The organism is Francisella sp. XLW-1, from assembly GCF_008711455.1.
In the GTDB taxonomy this organism is placed as follows: domain Bacteria; phylum Pseudomonadota; class Gammaproteobacteria; order Francisellales; family Francisellaceae; genus Francisella; species Francisella salimarina.
Map to the genome: position 1 here is coordinate 82,288 of NZ_VXKP01000005.1, position 21,982 is coordinate 104,269.

The window sequence follows — 21,982 nt, forward strand, 5'->3', positions numbered from 1 at the left end:
TAATAGGTAGAAAATGACAGATCAAACAGAACTAAAAGAGCCATATATTCTATATTCAATTGCTGGCTCTAGCTCGACAGCAATAACAGTTTTATTAGAAAGCTTAGATTTGAAGTATAAGCTCATACAAAGAGATAATGTTATTAATTATTCAGATATTGTGCCGACGAACCAAGTTCCTGCTTTAGTTAATAGGGGTTTTGTACTTTCTGAAGGTTCAGCTATAGCGTTATATTTGATGGAAAAACATTGTGAATGGTTTGCTACTCTTGAAGGTAAAGCAAAGGCAAAGTTTTATCAAATATTGATGTTTAATTATGCAACACTTCATCCAACATATTCAAAGCTAAGAATGGTATCTATCCAAGCAGAAAAGAATTATAAACTAATACAAGAGCTCGCTGATAAGGTTTCATCGCTTTGGGAGATTGTGGAAACAAATCTTGGCGATAATAGCTTTATGTTTGGCGATAAATGTACAATTGTTGATTATTCACTTACATTGTATTTCTATTGTTATGAAAAGTATATTCCAGTAGTACAGGTGCGAATAGGTAATAAAATTAGAGAGCTTATTGAACGAGTAAAACAAAGTCCTGAGTTTATAAGAGCATTAAAGAAAGAAGGCTTGATGCTTTAGGAGTTATAAATGAAAATAAATAAAAATTTATCCTTATCTCAGTTATATAAAGATATTTATATCAGTTTTGAAATTGCAATCGCTGCTTGTATATGTTTTTTGTTTGGTTTTTATATGTCAAACCTCTTGCATGGAGGACAGTCGATAATTGGTGGTTTTTGGTGTCTGATTACAGTTTCTACAATTTTACAGTTGAGTATTAGAGATTCTTACTTGGCAGCTTTTCAAATTCTTGTGGGCTCTGTAATAGGTGGTATCACAGCATTTATTTTTACATATATTTTGGGTTATCACTATTATGTCATGATTTTGGCTGTGGCAATTAGTGTTCTTATCACAGCGACTCTAAATCTTGAAAATGCTATCAAAATGAGTAGTGCAAATGCTGGAGTAATTGTTGCATTAGGATTGTATCAGCCAAGTTATTCACCTTTTCTAAATACTGGTTTACGTTTGATAGAAACATTCAGTGGTACAGCTATAGCATTATTTTTTATATTTATTAGTAGACTTCTTAAAGTAAGATCCGACTAATTGTTAATACTTCCATTACCTATACTGTATTTTATTTTAATTTTTGCAAAATTATGATTAAATTGTTTGGGTAAGTATTAGTTTTTATATAGGAAATTTACAATGAAAAAACTTTTGAAATCAGTGCTGTTGCTCTCAACTGTGTTAGCAGGTTCTGCGATGGCATGTACAGCGATAACACTCAAAGGTAATGATGGTGATGTGATAGCTGGTAGAACGATGGAGTGGGGTTTCACTTGGGATTGGAGTCTAACATATATTCCAGCGGGTACTTCACATACATTGACTGCACCTGAAGATCTAAACCTGCCAGCAAAACAATATTTATCTAAATACTCTGTATTAGGAATAGGTTTGACAATAGATAAAAATAATTTTGTAATACTTGATGGACAAAATAATCAAGGGCTTAGTCTCAGTGCTAATTATCTACCTGGTTTTACTCAGTATCAACGAGTTGATAAAGGTGATAAAAATTACGCTTCAATTTTAGAAATAGTAACTTATATTTTAAGTCAATATAATAGTATTGATGAAGCTAAGAAAGGTTTAGAAAACATCAAAGTTTGGAATGATAAGTCTACAGATGTAAATGGAGTGGTTCCAGAACTTCACTTTTTGATATCAGATAAAAGTGGTAATGCGATAGTTGTAGAGTATGTCAAAGGTGAAGTTCATTTCTATCAGTTAGAGTTAGACCTCAAAGTTATGACAAATGCTCCTACTTATGATTGGCATTTAGTAAATATTAGAAACTATCTGAACTTGTCAAATAAGACTGTATCTCGTATGAAACTTTATAATGAGAATGATGTAGTGCCAAACCATACTTATAAAATTGTGGATGCACTAGGTCAAGGCAATGGGCTGTTGGGTATGCCTGGTGATTACTCTCCACCATCTAGGTTTATTAGAACAGCAGTATTAGGCTACTATTCTAATAATGATAATATCAAAGATGAAAGTACTCTAAACAAAGTAGCTCACATCTTGCATAATGCTGATATACCTAAAGGTGTAGTAGCTGAAAACATAGATGGTAAAACATATTATGATCATACAGTATTTACTAGTATCAAAGATCTAACAAACGATACTGTTTATATAAATATTTATAATAATCCGCTTAACTCTGTTTCTATAAATCTAGATACTTTAGATAAAGATCATGCCAAAGCTTTTGTTAAAAATATTAAGCATTTACCTTATCCAAAGTCCGATATAACAGGTTCTTTGGTTTAGTATTATACTCATATTTTTTAATTTCATATTCTTAAATTTTTAAAGGAGTAATTTGCTAAAATATCTCAAAGACTTTTTTGAAAATTATAATTGGTTAATATGACTAATCTAGATGCAAACACAATAACCTTACAAGGTCGCCATATTATCGAGGCTAGTGCTGGTACTGGTAAGACTTTTAATATTACAGAGTTATACATTCGTTTACTTCTTGAGCAGAGGTTAGGAAATAGATTATTACCCAAAGATATCCTTGTAATGACCTTTACCAAAGATGCTACCCAAGAGATTATCGGTAGAGTGGAAGCTAAGATTAGAGATGTATTAGAGGATATTTCTGAAGGGAAAGAGGTCAAAGTTTCTATAAAAGGACGAGATATTCTGATTCAAAAAGGTGATGAAAATTATAAGCATCTAAAACGAGCATTACTTGAGATAGATGAAGCAGCTATATTTACTATTCATGGGTTTTGTAAAAAAGTCCTAAGTGAGCAAGCATTTGCTAGTGGTATCGAGATGGATGTCTCTATGGAGGTCGATACTTCAGATATTTTGCAAAAAGTAGTAGAGGATTTTTTTAGAAGACATATCAATAAAAACAAAACAAACTTTGAATATTTGGAGGCTTATAAGCTACATACTCCAGACAAGTTTTTGGATAAGCTAAGGAATGTTGTTAGGTCTAGTTATGAACTATTAACAAAGCAAGCTATAAGCTTAGATGAATTTAAAATACTTAAAAAGCAACAGCTGGAGTTATTTTTAAATAATCATGATATCGTAGATGATTTCTTATCTAAATTAGGAAAAGGTGAGCCACAGGGCAAGAGAGTAGATGAGTATCATAGAGTTTTAGAATGGTTGAGATTATATAATGAAGATCCATTTCCAGATAATATATCTATAATCACAAATGGTAATAAGATTAAAGGAGCTAGGGTAAAGCCTATATTTACTGGCATTAAAGAATTAAGAGACTTACAGGAAGAAATAAAGAAAGCAAATGCAGCCCAATTTATCAAACAAGCTTGCCTAAAAATACGTCAAGATTTTATAAAAGCAAAAGAGCAAAAAGGTGTTTTAGACTTCGATGATTTAATTACTAAACTTTGTCATAGTGTCAAAAAGTCACCAGATTTAGTCAAGACTTTGCAACATCAATATCCAGTTGCTCTTATCGATGAGTTTCAAGATACCGATGCTGAGCAGTATGAGATTTTGGATACTATATACCCTTTGAAGAATAGTAGTCATTCCCACGAAGGTGGGAATCTTCTTACGAATGGATTAAATTTAAAAGATACCCGCCTACGCGAGTATGACAGTAGCTCTGATCAGAACGATAGCAATCTTCTGCTCCTAATGATAGGCGATCCAAAGCAGGCAATCTATGGTTTTAGGGGTGGTGATATCTTCACATATCTAAAGGCTAAAGATAGTTGCTCTAATGACAATCAGTGGAGCATGGATACTAACTGGCGTTCAACTAGTGAGATGATAAAGGCTTATAATAGACTTTTTTATAAACAAGATTATCAGCCAGAAGAGGAGGGTCAAATTGGAGCTAATATCTTTAGTGATGGTATTGGCTATCAGCTTGTCAAAGCATCACCAAATGCTGATAAGAAAGCAAAAGACTTTGATGATAACCTTAAACCAATAAATTATTTCTATTATCAAGTGGCTGAAGATGATAACAAAAGTGATATTGATAATAATTTATCAGCATGGACTGCTAATGAGATTGTCAGGCTATTAAACTCTAAAAAAGTTGTAGAAAGTGATATCGCAATTTTGGTAGAGAATGGTAAGCAAGCAAAGGTTATTCAAAAAGCTCTACAAGCTAAGAAATTGAGCTCGGTATATCTAAGTCAGCGCGATAATGTCTATCATAGCCAAGAGGCTACGGAGATATTAGATCTTATGGAGGGTATAAACGATCTTGAAAATAAGTCTATGCTAAAAAGAGCGTTATCAACTAGTTTACTTGGTGGTAGAGCTGATAAATTTATTAGTTATATTGATGAAAATGATGTCTCAGCATGGGATGAAGAGATAGAAAAAGCAAAATCTCTAAGACAACAATGGCATAAATATGGTTTTATGGCATTTATTATGCAAATTATACATCAGAATTTCACTCAAAGATCGGATTCAAAAGAACGTGTTATCACAAATATTCTCCATTTAGCCGAGCTGATAAAAGTGGCTGAGAATAAATATAAACACCCAAATCAGCTAATCAAATGGTATCGCCAACAGCTAAATAGTACAGCTACAAGTGAGGGTGAACTTAGATTAGAGAGTGATGATAATCTAATTAAGATAATTACAATTCACGGTTCAAAAGGGCTTGAGTACTCAGTTGTATTTATACCATTTGCAAGTTATGTAAGCAAAAAGAAATTTGAGGCGAGTGATTTCTCTAAATACTATGATAAAAATATTAAACAGACAGTCTATAAAATTGGTAAAGATGACAGTATAAAACCACAAATAGAAAATGAAGTTATAGAGGAATTAATGCGCCTATTTTATGTGGCTGTTACACGTGCAGAGCATAGATGCTATATTGGAGTTGCAAAATATCAAGATAAAAAATCCGATATTTCATTTAGAAGTCCGCTAGCAAGATTCTTAGATTATCAAAAAGATGATGATTGGTTAGAGAAAATCCAAAATATAACAGCAAAACATGATAATCAAAGTTCGCTTATAGATGTAGCTACAAGTCATTGTTATGAAAGTGAGAATTTAATTACAAATGACCAATTTGACCATGATGCTTTACAAAACCTCAAAGCAAATGATATTAACAAGTTAGCAAATGATAATTGGGAGATGCTGTCTTTCTCAAAAATATCCAAGTCAAAAGTTCAAAATACTGCATTAGAAAAAGAAAACGATGAGTCAGAAGATGATAGTGCTCAAAAATCTCAGCAGGAATTAGAGTTTAGATTTACAGCTCCCAAAGGAGCAGATATTGGTAATATTTTGCATAATGTTTTAGAGCGTACGGATTTTAGCCTAGGCAAGATAGATGAAAATCTTTTAAAAGAGCAAATGGATAGATACAAAGTAGTTGCTGCAGAAGATTTTGATAAGCTTAAAGTATGGTTAGAAGAGTGTTTAGTCGCGTCTATACCTTCTATAGAAACTGCAGATTTTAGTTCTAATGATATTCAATATGGTTTGTTTGATATCAAGGATAAAGGCTTTTGTTTAAAAGATATTCCAAATACAAAAACCTTAAAAGAAGCGGAGTTTTATTTTCCTATAACAAATGAAAAACTATATAAGAAAAATATTATCAAAATTTTAGAAGAATATCGTAATCAAAGTATTGATTATGATGAGTTTGCTAGTCAAAAGATTTTTGGTATGCATCATGGTTTTATTGATTTGATTTTTGAATATGATGGCAAATTTTATGTGGCAGATTATAAGTCAAATTATCTAGGTGATAAATTAGAAGATTATAATCAAGCTGCTATGAGTGAGAAAAATCAAAGTAGCTTTTATGATTTACAATATCTAATATATAGCGTTGCCTTGAATAAGTACCTGCGACAAAACATTGAAAATTATAATTATGAAAAGCATTTTGGTGGAGTATATTATTTCTATCTTAGAGGTATGAAAGATGGTTGTGGGGTTTATCGAGCTAGACCAACTTTAGAGATTATTAACAAAATTGCTAATCTATTTAATGGGGATGACTATCATGTATAAAACTTTCCATCAAGCTTGTGAGCAATTAGCAGATATTAGAGCTATAGATTTTTTCTTTGCTAAAGAAGTGTTTGATTTGGCTAAAAACTTACCTAAAAGCTCAAAAAACAATTGTCATTCCGGACTTGATCCGGAATCTCTAAAATATAGTGAAAATGCATTTTTCCATATTTTGATAAAGCTTATGCATGTATATAGCCATGGTCATAGCTGTTTGAAGATAGCCGATATATCAAATAAAACTATTTTTGCTTCAGAGCAAACTAATCAAAGCGATGCTAAAGTAGGCTTTAAAATGCCAAGTTTTGATGAAATTGTAAGTATTTTAGAGTCTTTAGATTATGATAAATTACCTATATATTTTGCTAAAGAGTATGATTCCTTATATATCAAAAGATTGTGGAATTATGAGGTTGAAATAGCAAAGTTTATAAAATCAAGAACAATCCAAAATACTCAACAAGATAACTATATTGAAGAAGTTGTAGATAAGCTATTTGAACCTACTGATGAGATAGACTTGCAAAAGCAAGCAGTTATCAAAAGTCTAAATTATAATTTTAGTATTATCTCAGGTGGACCTGGTACAGGTAAGACAACTACAGTCGCAAAGCTTTTGCTTGCTATACAAATGAGTAATCAAAATCAGCAAAGAATAGCTCTTTTAGCACCAACAGGTAAGGCTGCCCAGAGAATGACGGAATCCTTAAATAGTGTATTAAGTAAAAGGGTAGACAATGATAGTTACTTAGGATTATCTAATCTAGAAGCTCAAACTATACATAGATTTTTAGGCTTAAGACCAAACTCTACTTATGTTAAATATAACGAGCAGTCAAAAGCACCATACGATGTGATTATTGTTGATGAAGCTTCGATGCTTGATATGAATATTTTTATTAAGTTGATTAGAGCAGTAGCTGATAATACTAAGCTAATTTTGATAGGTGATACTAATCAGTTACCATCAGTTGAGGCTGGTAGTCTTTTGGCAAACTTTACACACCACAGAGATGGCGATATTACGCCATATACAACATTACTTATCAAAAACTATCGTTCACAACAATATATAAATAATCTTGCAGCCTCAGTTCTAAAAGGTGATATTAATATTGATAGTCATCAAAATGAGAATATTAATTTTCATAGCATAAGGAATTTAGATACTTATTTAAGAGATTATGCAAAGAGATATTCACAGCTTGAAAAGTGCCGTGACTACAAAGAGGCTCTTACCGAGCTAAATAAATTTAGAATACTTGTCGCTAATAAAAATTTAGAAATTGGTACAGATAAGTTAAATCAGAAAATTGAGAAATTTATGTCTAAACCTATAGATTCTAGCTATAAGGGTAAACCAATTATGATAACTCAAAATAGCTATTCATTGGGATTATTCAATGGAGATGTAGGGATTATCTGGCCAGATGATACTGGTAAGCTTCGAGCATATTTTGATGGTAAAGATGCTACGGCTTTTAGTCTAAATATGCTACCAAAATATGAAAGTGTTTATGCCATGACAATTCATAAGACGCAAGGTTCAGAGTTTGATGAAATTGTGATTATTCTTCCAGCAGAAAATAATGAAGCGCTAAGTAAGCAACTTTTGTATACAGCTATTACCAGAGCGAAACATCTATTAACGATTATTTCTGAACAAAGTAGCTTAAGAGATATTGCTCAGAAAGATATTAAGAGAAATTCAAATATTAGCGAATTGGTTAGCTTGAGCACTTAATAACTTAGAAATTACTTATTCATTTGCCATATTATTCTAAGTCCATGAAGTAATAAATCTGAGATAATTACATCAAAGTATTGTTCTTTCTCAAATAAGTGAGCATACCCTCCAGTTGCGATTAGCACGGGCGGTTTATCTGAGAAATTCTCTTGAGAGATTCTACTAATTATCTCTTTTATGGCTCCTAATTGACCATATATAAGACCAGATTGAATTTGAGATATAGTTGTCTTACCTAAAGCAGAGCTAGGTTTTGATATAGTTACATTTGATAGTTTTGCAGTTTTTTGCGATAGGCTATCCATTGATAGATTAATTCCAGGTAGAATTGCACCGCCTATATAAGATTTATTTTGTTTGATAGCGCATATAGTTGTTGCAGTACCAAAATCAACAATGATAATGTTCTTAGATGGAAAGTTAGAGATAGCTGCAACTGAGTTTGCAACACGATCTGCACCTAAATCTAGAGGGTTTTTGATATCAAGTTTTAATCCTGTTTTTATGCCAGGTTTTAACTCAATAGGTGTAATCCCTAGATATTTTTTACAAGCAGAATTAACAGAATACTCTAAATGAGGAACAACAGATGAAAGTACAACTGCTTCAATATCTTCAATATCAAGTTTTTTTCTCTCAAAGAATGATAACAGAAATATGCCTAGCGTATCGGAGGTACACGGAGTAGTAGAAGGGTAGCGAAAGTTGTGCTTAATTTGATCTCCTACAAATACTCCACCAAAAATATGTGAGTTACCAATATCTATGCATACTATCATTTATTATTCTCCAGTTTTTAGATCAACAAGCTTAGGTTTTATATTTTCTCTAGTAGGATCAATTTGTGCATAACTAATTATAAACAGTTGATCACCTATTTCACATCTTCTAGCAGCAGGACCGTTTAGTGCGATAGTTTTACTATTTGGCTCGCCCTTGATTACATAAGTTTCAAGACGCTCACCGTTGTTTAAGTTTACTACTTGTACTTTCTCATTTTCAATAATATTTGCTTGTTTCATTATCTCACTATCGATAGTGATACTACCTACATAAAATAAATCTTTGCCAGTTACAGTAGCGTATGAGATTTTTGATTTTAAAACTGAAATTAACATAATGGTCCTGTCTCCTTTAGGAAGTTGTCAATTAAACGTACTTTACCAATGTAAAGTGCCAAAAATATTCTGTTATTAATTTTTTGAATGTATTCTGTTGTTGCACCAGTAGAATTAATCTTATGAGTTAGTTCTTCTAAGTCTGAGAAATTATCTTGTCTAAGTATTTCGTATACCTTATTAGCAATTTCCATGTCAGCAGATGTTAGATTTTTATTTCTAGAGCTAAGAGGAAGCCCTGTTGCTTCTCTTTGTGTTGAGCAAACTATAACCTTTGTTTTGATAAAAAAATCTTTAACAAGTTGTTTGATTAGCATAACTTGTTGATAGTCTTTTTCGCCTAAGTAGAGATTATCAGGCTTAGTGATTTGTAATAGCTTTAGTACTACAGTTAGCATACCACTGAAATGTCCAGGCCTAGCTTTACCTTCTAGGATATTAGCAATTTCAAGCTCAGGTTGTATTCTCAATAGGTTACCATTGGGATAGATATCTTTTTCACTAGGGTTAAATAATATATCGACATCAAGAGGTTCTAATATTTGTATATCTTGCTGTAGTTGGTTTGGATATGTTTGATAATCATTTGGATTATTAAATTGAGTTGGATTTACAAATATACTGACAATAGCCACATCATTTTCTGACTTAGCTTTTTTGATTAGGCTTATATGACCACTATGTAACGCACCCATTGTTGGGACAAAGCCTATTTTTTGATCTTTAGTGAAACTTTCTCTTAGCAAATTAAATTGCTCAATATTTTTAGCAATAATCATAGCTATACTCCTTAGTTGGAAAAATATTAGCTTTCGTCTCTTTAACATACGTATTTATAGCCTCGGAAAATATCTCAGATGCGCTTATATATTTCTTGACAAATTTTGGTTGAAAGTCAGTATTCATACCTAGCATATCTTGGAGAACCAAAATCTGACCATCAGTATCACTACCAGCTCCAATACCTATTGTTGGGATATCTAAATTTTGTGTAATATTTTTAGCAATATTTGTTGGTATACATTCTAGAACTATCCCAAAACATCCTGCTTGCTCAAGAAGCTTAGCTTCTTCTAGTAAATGCTTAGCAGCTTCTTCAGTTTTACCTTGAACTTTAAAACCACCAAAACTATTTATAAATTGAGGAGTCATACCAATATGACCCATTACTGGAACACCAGAATCTACGATATGTTTGATAATATCTAAATTTCCTGAACTACCTTCAAGCTTAACCGCATGAGCTCCTGACTGTATCAAGGTTGTTACAGCCTGCATTGTTGTTTCTAATGATTGACGATAACTCATAAATGGCAAATCAGCGATTATGAATTTATCTGTAGCACCATTAGCTACCGCTTGAGTCATGAACTGTATATCAGCTAGAGTTGTATAGGTAGTATTTTTTTTACCCAGTAATACCATACCACCACTATCTCCAACGAGTATACAATCTATATCTGTTGAGCTTATGATTTTAGCTAAAGTATAGTCATAGCAAGTTACCATCGAGATTTTTTCTCGATTCGCTTTAGCTTTTTTGAAGCCTAAAACTGATTTCATTTCATCTTTTCTCCTTGTTTGAAAATTGATTAACAATGGCTCTAAAAACATCATAGAAATCATCATCAATTAAAGCATTGAGATCCTTTTGTAGCGTAAGTTTATCCCCTCTAGCTATAGGTCCTGATAGGGCATGATGATTGTGTTTGATATTTTTAAAAGTGGTTTCTAAAAATGGTGTTAGATACTCTTGATTTATACCAAAGCGATTTTGCATTTCAGTATAGAATTTTTGCCAGATTAATGTGCTTACATTATTAGCTAAAACACACATTGCGTGATAATACGCTTTTTGACTTTTATCGATACAAAAATTAGCGTTAGGTAGCTTAGGTAAAAGCGCACTAAATGCAATATCTCTATCACAAGTTACAAATGCAATCGATTTGTACTCATCTAAAGAGTATAAGTTCTTATCGGGGAAGCTTTGTAAAGGATGTGCTGAATAAGCATTTTCGATATCCAAAAGACCAGAGAAATGAATCACTATTAGCCTTTTTGATCTATTTGTGAGATATTTATCTACAAAATTTTGTATCTCAGAGTCTTTGATTAAGACTAAAACATGAGTTGCATTATCTAATAATTTATCAAGCTGATCTAACGATTCATTTCGAGACCATTGTCTGAAATCTAGTTTTAAGCATTTAAAATAATAGCACATATGTGCTGCTACATTGCCGTTGCCGACAATGACATATCTAGGTACCTGTTGCATAAATCAAGTCCATTTTTTAATTAAACTAAAACTGTGATTATTGCCTTTTTAAAAGGTCAATATTGTTTACAAATCATAAGTACCGTTACAAAATCGTATACAGTCTTATTTTTGTAATGCAGATTTATAACATATTGCAAAAAATCATACAATCTTTTGATAGCATTATTATATTTACCTAAGTAAATTAAATAAGAAAGCTCACAAATATAGAGTTCTTTCTCTTATGCAAAAGCTACTAAATTAGTATAAAATAATCACTATAAAAAATTATGATAAACTTTTCTTGTAATGACTCCGAGTGATTTTATTTCTACAGACTATAAAACTTTAACTAAAGCACAATTAAAATCATATATTGATGATCTTGCAGAGTATCTAGGCGAACAAAGCTATTTGTATCATACTATAGATAAGCCAGTTATTACTGACTCAGACTACGATAAGTTATTCCGATTATTACAAGATTTAGTTGATAATAATCCGGAGCTTAAACCATTAAACTCAGTATTAGATCGTGTTGGAGGTGATGTTTTAGCAGGATTTGAGACTATCAAGCATAAGAAGAAAATGACATCTCTGGCAAATGTTTTTAGTCTAGAGGAATTGCGTGATTTTTATGACAAGATAGAGTATGACATTGAGCTTGAATGTGAACCTAAAATGGATGGCTTGGCTATTAGTATCTTTTATAAAAATGGTAAGTTTGATTATGCAGTTACGCGTGGTGATGGTATTCAGGGTGAAAAAGTATCCGAAAATGTCAAAACAATCCGCAATGTCCCACTTAAACTAAATACTTCAAGTCCTCCAGAAGAACTAGAGGTTCGTGGTGAGATTATCTTAGATAAGCAAAGTTTTTTATCTCTTAATGAGTATATGCAAACGCATGAGAATAAAACTTTTGCAAATCCGCGTAATGCAGCAGCTGGAAGTATTCGTATGCTTGACTCAAAAGTTGTAGCAAAGCGACCACTTAAGCTTTATAGCTATGGTATTGGCTACTTTTCTAAAGACTTTGTACATCCTGAAACTCAATTTGAGCTTATGAACCTATTACAGAGTTTCGGCTTTACTATCAGTGACAATATGTTTTTGGCAAAAAACTTCTCAGAAGTTGAGAGGTATCACCATAAGATGAGTCATCAGCGTGCTGATTTAGCTTATGATATTGATGGTTTAGTTTTTAAAGTTAATAACATTAAATTACAGGATACTATTGGCTACACTGCTAGAGGGCCTAAATGGGCTATAGCATATAAGTTTCCAGCTGAAGAGGTAGAGTCAGAAGTTCTAAATGTAGAATTCCAAGTTGGTAGAACAGGAGCAATTACCCCAGTTGCAAGACTTAAGCCAGTTGCGGTTGGTGGTGTAATAGTTTCAAATGCAACTTTGCATAATATCAATGAAATTAAACGCAAAGATATCCGAGTCGGTGATAGAGTCATTGTACGTAGGGCAGGGGATGTAATTCCAGAAGTAGTCAAAAGCTTACCACAATACCGTAAGCCTGATGCACAGATGGTTGAGATGCCAACAAATTGTCCAGTTTGTGATTCAGCAATTGAGAATATCAACGATCAGGCTATATATCGTTGTACAGGAGGGTGGCATTGTCAGGCTCAAACTACTGAGCGTTTGAAGCACTTTGTCTCTCGTAAAGCAATGGATATTGATAAGCTTGGAGCTAAACTAATTGAGCAACTTGTTGCTGCAGATTTGATCAAGTACCCAGCGGATATTTATAAGCTCAATTTTGAGCAATTGACAGGCTTAGAAAGAATGGGTACTAAATCATCGCAAAATGTTTTAGATTCTATCACAAAAAGTAAAGAGCCAAGTTTAGCAAGATTTATTTTTGCAATAGGGATTAAAGATGTTGGTGAGGTGTCATCAGAAGCTTTAGCCAATCATTTTGGTAATTTAGAAAGCTTCCGTGAAGCTAAATTTGAGCAATTAATAGAGATTAATGATATTGGTGAAATTATTGCTAAAAATATTGTTTCATTTTGGCAAGATTCCCTAAATGCACAAATTGTTGATGAACTATTAGGTAATTCTATTAGTATCCAAAATCCAGAAAAAATTGAGCAAGCGCATAATGAGAGTTTTACAAATAAAACTATTGTTATTACAGGAACTTTTGAAAACTATAACCGTACAGAATTGACACAACTTCTTAAATCAATGGGTGCAAAAGTTACCTCAAGTGTCTCTAAAAAAACTGATATGGTTATTTGTGGTGATAATGCAGGAAGTAAGCTTACCAAAGCTCAAGATTTAGGTGTTGAGGTTATTTTTGAAGAAGATTTGCAAAATTTGTTATGAAGATTAATAACTTAAAAATGGGTGATGTAGTTTTCATAGTAGATGACGCTGAGAAAAATATTTCTAGTTTATCTAAAGGATTTGGTGGTTATAGTTACTATCATTGTGCTTTATATATAGGCAATGGAAATATTATAGAAGCTATTCCAGTTGCAGGAGTTATACAAGCTAAATTATCTAAATACTCAAATAAAAAAACTCTAGTAGCTCGCGTATCTGAGAGAGAGGAGTTTTTACAAGAAGTAGTTAATAATGCTAGTGAATTTATTGGCTTTGCTTATAATGATTTATTTTTACCGAATATAAAAGACAAACTCTATTGTTCAGAGTTAATTCATTTAGCTTTTAACAGTGTGTGTGGGGATAAATACTTTGCTCAGCATACCCTTAACTATATAGCACTTAACGATATTGAAGTATCGAAATATTGGATAGATTTTTATGGTGAGCATGGTTTAAAAGTCCCTCAAGGAGAACCTGGTTCACATCCTAATAATTTATCATTAGATAAAAAGTTTACTCATCGATTTTTTTTAGGTAGTATTTAATAACAGCGTAACTTTATATTTTGATATACAAGTTAGGTTGTGAGATACTTTTTATTGAATCACTTATAAAATAGCCTAAGGATTACTATGAAAATAAGAAAAGCGACATCTAAAGACTTCAAAGATATGCTATATATATGGAAAGAATGCATATCTACAACTTGTCAATTTCTTACAACAAGTGAGATAAATAAAGAAGTAGAAATTTTAGAAGAAAAATATTTAAATACACCAGAAACCAAGTGTTTTGTTCAAGTTGTAGATGATGAAAACGTCGGTTTTGCATGCATCAGAGATAAGGAGTTACTATTTTCTCCTGTACTACCAAGTTTTTTTGGTAAAGGTCTTGGTGAAGCAATGGTTAAGTACTTATTTGAGAATCATGATATAGATACTGCTTATGTCTATTGTTCTGATATGCACTCTCTAGCATTTTATACAGCATTAGGATTTATTATTGATGATAGAATAGATGATATTTTCTTTGATAATAGATATAAACTGAATAGACTAAAATTATCTATATCTCCAAAGGAAGGAGCTGAGAGAATTGCAGCTAAGAAGAAATCTTCTTAATCAAACAATAATAAAATCCATCACCCTTATCTTCTGTAGGTAATATCTGATAACCATAATCAGTTTTATAATTTTCTAGAATTTTAATTTCTACAATCTCAGCATCTTGATGTTTTGATAAGAAATTCTTTATTTGTAACTGATTTTCTTGTTGTAATATTGAGCATGTAATATATAGCAGATAGCCACCAGTCAGTAGATTATTACACCATAGATTATCAAGTATTTGAGCTTGGAGTATTTGTATAGATTTTATATCCTGAGGCTTTCTTAATACTTTGATGTCAGGATTTCTCTTAAGTGTGCCAAGAGCAGAACATGGGGCATCTAGGATAATTTTGTTATACTGTTCCGCTAGAGGTTGTGTCAGATCATGCTTGATTACATTTACATGATTATTTTTGGCTATTCTTGTTATATTTTCTTTAAGTAATTCTAAACGTTTATCAATAATATCTATAGCTGTAATTTTAGCTTGTGGAGCTAATTCTAGGATATGAGTTGTTTTGCCACCAGGAGCAGCACAAGCATCCAGTATAATATCATTAGATTGTGGATTAATGATATGACCCATATACTGAGCAGATATATCCTGAACAGTAAAATAACCTTGTTGAAAAAGAGTATTATTTCTAACATCAATCGCTTTATCTAATTTGATGCAGTTCTTTAGCTCAGTTTTTGAATAGCTAATATTGTTTTTATCAAAATAATCAATAACATATTGAGGCTCTTTTGCTTCGTTCAGGCGAACAAACATATCTGCTTTTGAGTTTACAGCTTTAGCAATTTTTTGATAATCAATAGGGTATTGTTCTTTAAGTATATTATTAAGCCATGGCCCAAGATCATGGTTTTTATGCTCTGTGTAATTCGGCGTTATATCCTCTAAATCACGAACTAGTTGTCTTAGTACGCCATTAACAAGTTTTTTTGCCCATAGTATCTTTAAATTTCTACAAGCTGCTACGGTTTCATTAATGCTAGCATAATGAGGTTGATTGATCTCAAAAATCTGTAGGATACCAAGCATTATTAGTATCTTAGCTTTTAGCTTAGTTTTTTCAGCTAAATATAAACTAGCTACATTCTCTAAAGAATAATAATTTCTAAAGAATTCATAACATAATAGTTTTACGAACGATTTATCTTTATCTGATAAATTATGTTCAATAAGCTTATGTTCTATAGTTAACAGAGAGTATTTGTTATCAATGATATCTAAAATTGACTTAGCTGCAATAGCACGGGTATTCATTATTTGATATGTTTTGCTAAAATTTTGATAAGCTTAGGTTGGACTTTTTTATTACCTGCTACGATTAGACCAGATTCAAGATTGCTAGTACCATGAATATCAGTAACTATAGCACCAGCTTCTTTCATGATTATATATCCAGCTGCTAAATCCCATATTTTGACACTACCACAAGCCCATAATCCATCGATATAACCAGCCGCTAAGTAAGCCATGTCCATAGCTATACTTCCAGAATATCTATAGCCAGAAATCACTTGTTGAAGTTTGATAAGTTCAGCAACATAAGTATCTTTGAATATTCTACGTGAATATTTTAGAGATGCTGAAATCAAAGCCTTCTCCAAGTCTTGACTTTGTGCAACTCTAATTTTCTTGCCATTAAGTAGAGCGCCTTGTCCTTTATAAGCACAAAACATTAAATCTAAGAATGGATTATAAATAACACCTAAGACAATATCTCCATCTTTTTTAGCAGCTATTGAGATACAGCAGTGTGGTAAACCATGGACAAAGTTATTAGTACCATCAATAGGATCTATAATCCATGTGAAGCGGCTGTCTTTATTACCAAACTCACCACTTTCTTCAGTTATGAAATAGTCATTAAATCCAGATTTTTTGATATTATCGATGATAAAATTTTCTACGGCCACATCAATATTTGAGACTGTTGTATTATCAGACTTTTGAGAAATTTGGATAGTACTAGGATCATTTTGAGCTTGTAGAATAATTTTACCTGCTTTTCTAGCAATAGTTGTTACAGCATTAAGAATAGGTTTCATTGTTTGTGAAAATTATCAGATTATTATTTTTAGATATGATACATTATTTAGCTTCAAAATAGGATAGCTTTGGTCAAATAAGAGGCTATATTATACTAGTAATACCATAAGTGATTGCTATGCCGCCGAAAAATAACCATGCGAATAATATTAACGCTAATACTAAAGGTTTTATTCCAGCTTGGATAAATTTAGATACATGAGTTTCAAGTCCTAAAGCAGTCATCGCCATAGCTAATAAAAACTGGTCAGCTACTCTTATACTACTAACTGCTGTTACTGGTAGTAAGTCTAAAGAGTTGAATCCTGCAACTATTATAAAACCAATAGCAAACCAAGGAATGATTTTCTTGATTGATCCTTTTTCAGGTTTTGAACCACTAACTCCACTCACAGTTGCCGCAGACTTAGCTATCCATATACCTATCACGATTAGCATAGGGGCTAACATCATTACACGAATCATTTTAACCGTTACGGCAACTTCTTCAGCATGAGCACTTACAGCACTACCGGCAGCTACTACTTGAGCTACTTCATGTATTGAACCACCAGCAAAAATACCATACTGAGCATCAGTCATATGACCTAAAAGACCAGCTTTCATTAGAATAGGGTATAAGAACATTGCTGTAGTGCCGAATAATACAACTGTACCTACAGCCATAGCAGCTTTATATGGTTCTGATTTTAAAGTCCCTTCAGTAGCTAATACAGCAGCAGCACCACATACAGCACTACCGGCAGCTACTAGAATAGAGCTATCTCTATCTAATCCAAATATCTTAGTACCTAGCACAATACCTATAACCAAAGTTGAAACCAACATAATTATTGATACTGAAAGACCCGCTAAACCAACAGAAGCAATTAATTGAAAAGTTAGGTTAAAACCATAAAAGACTATTGCAAATCTAAGGATTTTTTTTGCACTAAATACAATACCTTCCTTCCATTTGTGAATAATCTTACTTGCAGGTGTGTGAGTTAGGGCCATACCTAGTACAATCCCTATAATTAGTGGGCTAATTCCAAGGTCTTCAATTGCAGGAATTTTCGCTATAAAATAAGCTATGCTAGCAAGAAATGCTACTAATAGCACGCCTAGGATCATTGGTTGAGTAAAATGTTTTTTCATGGTTCTCTATCGTTACTTTAAAAATAAATTTTGTATAAATATACACTACCAGATTACCATTTTATAACTAAAAGTATTTATATCTTTTATTAGAAAAACTTATAGTTAATGCAGTTGCATTTAGGCATTTTTTTGTTCTTTTGAGAATAAAACAGCAAGGATTACAAGTATGAAAGATATTATATAAAAGATCACTACAGCATGCATCACACTAGTGAGTCCAAAATATTTGTTTATAAAGGCGCCTGTAGTTGTAGATAGAGCCGTACCTGTTGTACCAAATAAAAGAATTGTTGTAATAAGTGTTGGAGGAGCATTTTCCATTTGGAAAGTTCCATAAGCAAGTAAACCAGCATATATATAACAATTAAATAAACCAAATATTATAGCCGCTTTTATTACTGTGCTCATATCAGGGATATATAATATGCATGATAATGCTACCAATCCAACTAGCATAAATGTTGGTAGAATATATTTTAAAGGTACGAATCTTGTTATAAGTGGGCTTATAAACAATCCGACACATTGAGCTGTCCAGAAATATGAAAGAGGTTTGTTTGCATCAATAGTACCCCATCCTAATATTTCTTGGAAATAAGATTGAGCATAGCTAGTCATAGTTAATTGAGCTAGTAGAAACAAGAATGCAGCAAAAGCTATACAGTATAAACTTAAACTCCATGATGAAAAGCTTAGGTTTGTTTTAACATCGCTTTCAGTCTTATGTCTGTTTAGTATTGTGAAATCAGAAAAGATAACTAGAAGCAAAATTATGACAGCAGTTATTTGTAGTATTGAATAAATGGTATACCATTGAAAATTTTGTGTGATCAGGTAGGCTGCAAAAATTGGAATCAGAGCTCCACCAAAACTAAAGAAGAAATCTGTAAAAATAACATTCATTGCTCTAATCTTATGATCGTTATAGATATGTACAATCATGTAGCTTGCTATTGCCATAAATAGCCCACCTGTTATACCTACACAAGTTAGCAACACCTTAAGAGTAAACATTGATGGAGCAATAGCAGTAACTAGTGATGAAACTACACCAATAGCCACAGCTGCTATTAATAATAGTTTTATTGAGAATCTATTCATCAAAATACCAATAATCAATATAGCAAACCACATTGCTACGTTGATAAATGTGAATGCAAAGCCAATATTACTATTATTAAAATATTCAGATAGGGGTTTCATGACAGCCCCTGTTACTAGAACGACATTGGCAGTATAAAAGTAACAAAGGTAACATATAAAAGTTATTAGTAGTTTATTCTTGAATGATGATGAATTATTTATTCCACTTTCCATGTTGATTTTATATTGTGAAGATATAGAATGGTTATTTTTGCACAAGTAGTTGCTTTTAGCAAGATAGGAGTCTTGTTAATTGATAGCAGACTTTATTTAAAAGTAATTAAGATATGTATACAAAAATAATATGGCAAGATGACACTCCAAAATCAGAATTGTTTGATGATTTTTATTTTTCTAGTACATCAGGCATTGGTGAAAGTACATATAACTATTTAGAGCATAATCATTTAGAGAATAGATTTAAGAATTTAACGAATCATCAAATCTTTAGAATCTGTGAAACAGGTTTTGGTAGTGGGTTAAATTTTATTCTAACTATGAATCTCTGGGAAAACTTAGCTCCCAATAATGCTAAATTAGAATATATCTCATTTGAGAAATATCCTATTTCACGATGTGATTTAAAAGAGATATTTATAGCACTAAATGGTATAGCAGGGCATGAAAAACTTTTGAGTACTTATGACCCCAAACCTGGGTTAAATATACTTAAATTTAATAATATAATTCTAAAATTGATTATTGATGACGCAAAATACATTGGTACTTATGATTTAGATACAATAGATGCCTGGTTTCTTGATGGATTTTCACCTGCAAAAAATAGTAGTATTTGGGATGAATCATTTTTTGTAGATATGGCAAAAGTATCTAAAAAACAAACTAGCTTTGCAACTTTTACATCAGCATCAAAAATTAGAAAATTACTTCAGAAATATGGTTTTGAAGTTAAGAAAGATACAGGGTTCGGTAAAAAGAGGGAAATGATGTATGGTACTTTTATTGCTTAGCTAATTCTTTTATATGCTTGACAGCATCAAAAGTACTAAAGTTATACTCGGCGATTTTATTAACATAAAAAGGATCATTTTTAATAAATTTTTTAATTTCCTCAATGCTGCCTTTAGCTAGTATAACACCTCCAGTCTTATCTGATTTGGGTCCTGAAGCTAGAAGGATGCCTTTGTCATATCCAATATCTAAAAACTCTCTATGTTGAGGCCTAATATTTGCTACCTGATTTTCATTAACGATATATTTCAAATCTATAATATGGATTTGCATGATATTTTCCTTATAAATAAAAAAAGCCACAAATGTGGCTTTATGATAATATGGAATCAGAAACTTCTAAATTAAACTTTTTTGAAAATAACTGATCCATTTGTACCACCGAACCCAAAAGAGTTATTAAGTACATAATCAATCTTCATTTTCTTAGCAGCATTAGCAGCATAATCTAAATTACAACCATCGTCTAGGTTCTGAAGGTTAATTGTAGGAGGAGCTACTTGATCTTTTATCGATAGTACACTGAATATTGACTCAATTGCACCGGCAGCACCTAACAAGTGTCCAGTCATAGACTTCGTAGAGCTCATTACAAGATCTTTTCTATACTGACCAATTATTTTTTCTGCAACTTGAGATTCTTGTACGTCGCCTAGAGGAGTAGAGGTGCCATGAGCATTTACATAGTCAATAGCATCAGGATCATTTTCAAGACCAGCATCTGCCAAAGCGTTTTGTATACATCTCTCTTGTCCTGGAGCATATGGCATAGTCATGTGATAGCCATCAGCAGACATACCAAAGCCAAGTACTTCAGCATATATCTTAGCTCCACGTGCTTTAGCCTTTTCATACTCTTCGAGTACAACAACACCAGCACCATCACCTAGAACAAAACCATCTCTATCTCTATCCCAAGGTCTAGAAGCACCTTGAGGATCATCATTACGAGTTGATAATGCTCTAGCTGCAGCGAATCCACCCATACCTATAGCGTTACTAGCCTTCTCAGAACCACCAGCAAGCATAGCATCTGCATCACCGCTAGCAATTAATCTTGCAGCCATACCGATGTTGTGAGTACCAGTTGTACAAGCTGTAACTATAGGAACATTAGGTCCACGTAAACCATGATTTATTGAAATAATGCCAGATAGCATATTAACAATAGACGATGGAATACAGAATGGTGATATTTTAGAAGGTCCTTTTGTATCTATTACAGATTTAGTAGTCTCTAATGTTTCGATACCACCAATACCAGAACTGACACAAACACCAAACTTATATGAATCTTCTTCAGATACCTTATCAATACCAGCATCTTTTAAAGCTTCATTAGCAGCAGCAATACCATAGTAGCAGAAAGGATCTACTCTTTTGGCATCTTTCTTGCCTACAAGTGCATTTACATCAAAGTTCTTAATCCTTGCTGCAAACCTAACTTTAAATTCGCTAATATCTGGAGCAGGTGTATCGAAACCGGTTAATGTTTCTACACCACTCTTACCAGCCAAAATATTAGCCCAAGTTGTAGGGACATCATTTCCTAAAGGTGTTACCATACCAAGGCCAGTAACAACTACTCTACGATTAGATTTCATAATTTAAATTAACCTGTTTATATTCATTTAGAAAAAAGTACGAATATATCGTACGGACTTGGAGATTAATTTTGATTAGTTTACTTTAGAGTCGATATAATCGTAAACATCTTTAACAGTTCTGATTTTCTCAGCATCTTCATCTGGAATTTCAGTATCGAATTCTTCTTCCAGAGCCATTACAAGTTCAACTGTATCTAAAGAGTCAGCACCTAAGTCATCGATGAAAGAAGCTTCTGGTTTAAGATCTTCTTCTTTAACACCTAGTTGCTCAACGATAATAGAGTTTACTTTAGCATATACTTCATTTGCGCTCATGTTTTTTTCCTT

21 protein-coding genes are annotated in these 21,982 nt (G+C 32.4%); 9 read left to right on the top strand and 12 right to left on the bottom strand.

Features of this window, described 5'->3' with window-relative positions; translation table 11 throughout:
* Positions 1-13: 13 nt before the first annotated feature.
* The 5 genes from F3D59_RS08660 (at position 14) to recD (ending at position 7,892) form a co-directional block, all read left to right on the top strand.
* On the top strand, positions 14-640 hold the full coding sequence (locus F3D59_RS08660; RefSeq protein WP_150464562.1) for a glutathione S-transferase family protein: 627 nt from the start codon (positions 14-16) through the stop codon (positions 638-640).
* A 9-nt stretch (positions 641-649) separates the two neighbouring features.
* Positions 650-1,174, top strand: coding sequence for an FUSC family protein (locus F3D59_RS08665; protein WP_150464563.1), 525 nt, complete (start codon positions 650-652; stop codon positions 1,172-1,174).
* Between the two features lie 102 nt (positions 1,175-1,276).
* Positions 1,277-2,416: a choloylglycine hydrolase family protein gene (locus tag F3D59_RS08670; protein ID WP_150464564.1), complete on the top strand. Its 1,140-nt coding sequence runs from the start codon at positions 1,277-1,279 to the stop codon at positions 2,414-2,416.
* Between the two features lie 99 nt (positions 2,417-2,515).
* Positions 2,516-6,148 carry an exodeoxyribonuclease V subunit beta gene (gene recB / locus F3D59_RS08675; protein WP_150464565.1) on the top strand — a complete coding sequence of 1,211 codons (3,633 nt, stop codon included), beginning with the start codon at positions 2,516-2,518 and terminating at the stop codon, positions 6,146-6,148.
* On the top strand, positions 6,141-7,892 hold the full coding sequence (recD, locus tag F3D59_RS08680; RefSeq protein WP_150464566.1) for an exodeoxyribonuclease V subunit alpha: 1,752 nt from the start codon (positions 6,141-6,143) through the stop codon (positions 7,890-7,892). Before recB ends, recD begins: the two co-directional genes overlap by 8 nt.
* An 11-nt stretch (positions 7,893-7,903) precedes the next feature.
* Here recD and F3D59_RS08685 read toward each other — a convergent pair whose 3' ends face one another.
* Genes F3D59_RS08685 through panG form a run of 5 tightly spaced genes read right to left on the bottom strand, consistent with a single transcriptional unit; the run spans position 7,904 to position 11,294 of the window.
* Complete coding sequence (locus F3D59_RS08685; RefSeq protein ID WP_150464567.1) at positions 7,904-8,674, bottom strand: type III pantothenate kinase; 771 nt, start codon at positions 8,672-8,674, stop codon at positions 7,904-7,906.
* Between the two features lie 3 nt (positions 8,675-8,677).
* Positions 8,678-9,013: an aspartate 1-decarboxylase gene (gene panD, locus F3D59_RS08690; RefSeq protein WP_012280696.1), complete on the bottom strand. Its 336-nt coding sequence runs from the start codon at positions 9,011-9,013 to the stop codon at positions 8,678-8,680.
* A complete protein-coding gene (panC, locus tag F3D59_RS08695; RefSeq protein WP_150464568.1) occupies positions 9,007-9,792 on the bottom strand; it encodes a pantoate--beta-alanine ligase in 786 nt (261 codons plus the stop codon). The genes panD and panC overlap by 7 nt, the downstream gene beginning before the upstream one ends.
* On the bottom strand, positions 9,779-10,576 hold the full coding sequence (gene panB, locus F3D59_RS08700) for a 3-methyl-2-oxobutanoate hydroxymethyltransferase (protein ID WP_150464569.1): 798 nt from the start codon (positions 10,574-10,576) through the stop codon (positions 9,779-9,781). The genes panC and panB overlap by 14 nt, the downstream gene beginning before the upstream one ends.
* A gap of 1 nt (position 10,577) precedes the next feature.
* The gene (gene panG / locus F3D59_RS08705) at positions 10,578-11,294 is read right to left on the bottom strand and encodes a 2-dehydropantoate 2-reductase PanG (RefSeq protein ID WP_150464570.1); all 717 of its coding nucleotides are present in this window, start codon (positions 11,292-11,294) and stop codon (positions 10,578-10,580) included.
* Positions 11,295-11,585: 291 nt separating this feature from the next.
* Between panG and ligA the strand changes: the two genes are divergently transcribed.
* The 3 genes from ligA (at position 11,586) to F3D59_RS08720 (ending at position 14,746) form a co-directional block, all read left to right on the top strand.
* A complete protein-coding gene (gene ligA / locus F3D59_RS08710; protein ID WP_150464571.1) occupies positions 11,586-13,622 on the top strand; it encodes an NAD-dependent DNA ligase LigA in 2,037 nt (678 codons plus the stop codon).
* Positions 13,619-14,170, top strand: coding sequence for a YiiX/YebB-like N1pC/P60 family cysteine hydrolase (locus F3D59_RS08715; RefSeq protein WP_150464572.1), 552 nt, complete (start codon positions 13,619-13,621; stop codon positions 14,168-14,170). Before ligA ends, F3D59_RS08715 begins: the two co-directional genes overlap by 4 nt.
* A gap of 87 nt (positions 14,171-14,257) precedes the next feature.
* Entirely contained in the window at positions 14,258-14,746 is a 489-nt protein-coding gene (locus F3D59_RS08720; RefSeq protein ID WP_149368569.1) for a GNAT family N-acetyltransferase, read from the top strand.
* Here F3D59_RS08720 and rsmB read toward each other — a convergent pair.
* From rsmB to tsgA, 4 genes are all read right to left on the bottom strand, one after another.
* Positions 14,727-16,004: a 16S rRNA (cytosine(967)-C(5))-methyltransferase RsmB gene (rsmB, locus tag F3D59_RS08725; RefSeq protein WP_150464573.1), complete on the bottom strand. Its 1,278-nt coding sequence runs from the start codon at positions 16,002-16,004 to the stop codon at positions 14,727-14,729. The two genes, F3D59_RS08720 and rsmB, sit on opposite strands and share 20 nt — an antisense overlap.
* Complete coding sequence (locus tag F3D59_RS08730; protein WP_013922744.1) at positions 16,004-16,792, bottom strand: inositol monophosphatase family protein; 789 nt, start codon at positions 16,790-16,792, stop codon at positions 16,004-16,006. The genes rsmB and F3D59_RS08730 overlap by 1 nt, the downstream gene beginning before the upstream one ends.
* 85 nt (positions 16,793-16,877) lie before the next feature.
* Positions 16,878-17,930, bottom strand: a complete 1,053-nt coding sequence (locus F3D59_RS08735) for a YeiH family protein (protein WP_150464574.1) — start codon at positions 17,928-17,930, stop codon at positions 16,878-16,880.
* A gap of 120 nt (positions 17,931-18,050) precedes the next feature.
* Positions 18,051-19,250: an MFS transporter TsgA gene (tsgA, locus tag F3D59_RS08740; protein WP_150464575.1), complete on the bottom strand. Its 1,200-nt coding sequence runs from the start codon at positions 19,248-19,250 to the stop codon at positions 18,051-18,053.
* A gap of 113 nt (positions 19,251-19,363) precedes the next feature.
* Here tsgA and mnmD point away from each other — a divergent pair, with 113 nt between their 5' ends.
* Entirely contained in the window at positions 19,364-20,047 is a 684-nt protein-coding gene (gene mnmD, locus F3D59_RS08745; protein ID WP_150464576.1) for a tRNA (5-methylaminomethyl-2-thiouridine)(34)-methyltransferase MnmD, read from the top strand.
* On the opposite strand, the gene F3D59_RS08750 is transcribed toward mnmD, so the two are convergent.
* The 3 genes from F3D59_RS08750 to acpP all read right to left on the bottom strand — a co-directional run bounded on the left by F3D59_RS08750 (position 20,037) and on the right by acpP (position 21,970).
* Positions 20,037-20,321 (bottom strand): YciI family protein, encoded by a 285-nt coding sequence (locus F3D59_RS08750; RefSeq protein WP_150464577.1) that lies wholly within the window; start codon positions 20,319-20,321, stop codon positions 20,037-20,039. The two genes, mnmD and F3D59_RS08750, sit on opposite strands and share 11 nt — an antisense overlap.
* Before the next feature lie 71 nt (positions 20,322-20,392).
* The gene (fabF, locus tag F3D59_RS08755; protein WP_149368563.1) at positions 20,393-21,652 is read right to left on the bottom strand and encodes a beta-ketoacyl-ACP synthase II; all 1,260 of its coding nucleotides are present in this window, start codon (positions 21,650-21,652) and stop codon (positions 20,393-20,395) included.
* A 75-nt stretch (positions 21,653-21,727) separates the two neighbouring features.
* Complete coding sequence (gene acpP / locus F3D59_RS08760) at positions 21,728-21,970, bottom strand: acyl carrier protein (protein WP_004287370.1); 243 nt, start codon at positions 21,968-21,970, stop codon at positions 21,728-21,730.
* Between the last annotated feature and the right edge of the window lie 12 nt (positions 21,971-21,982).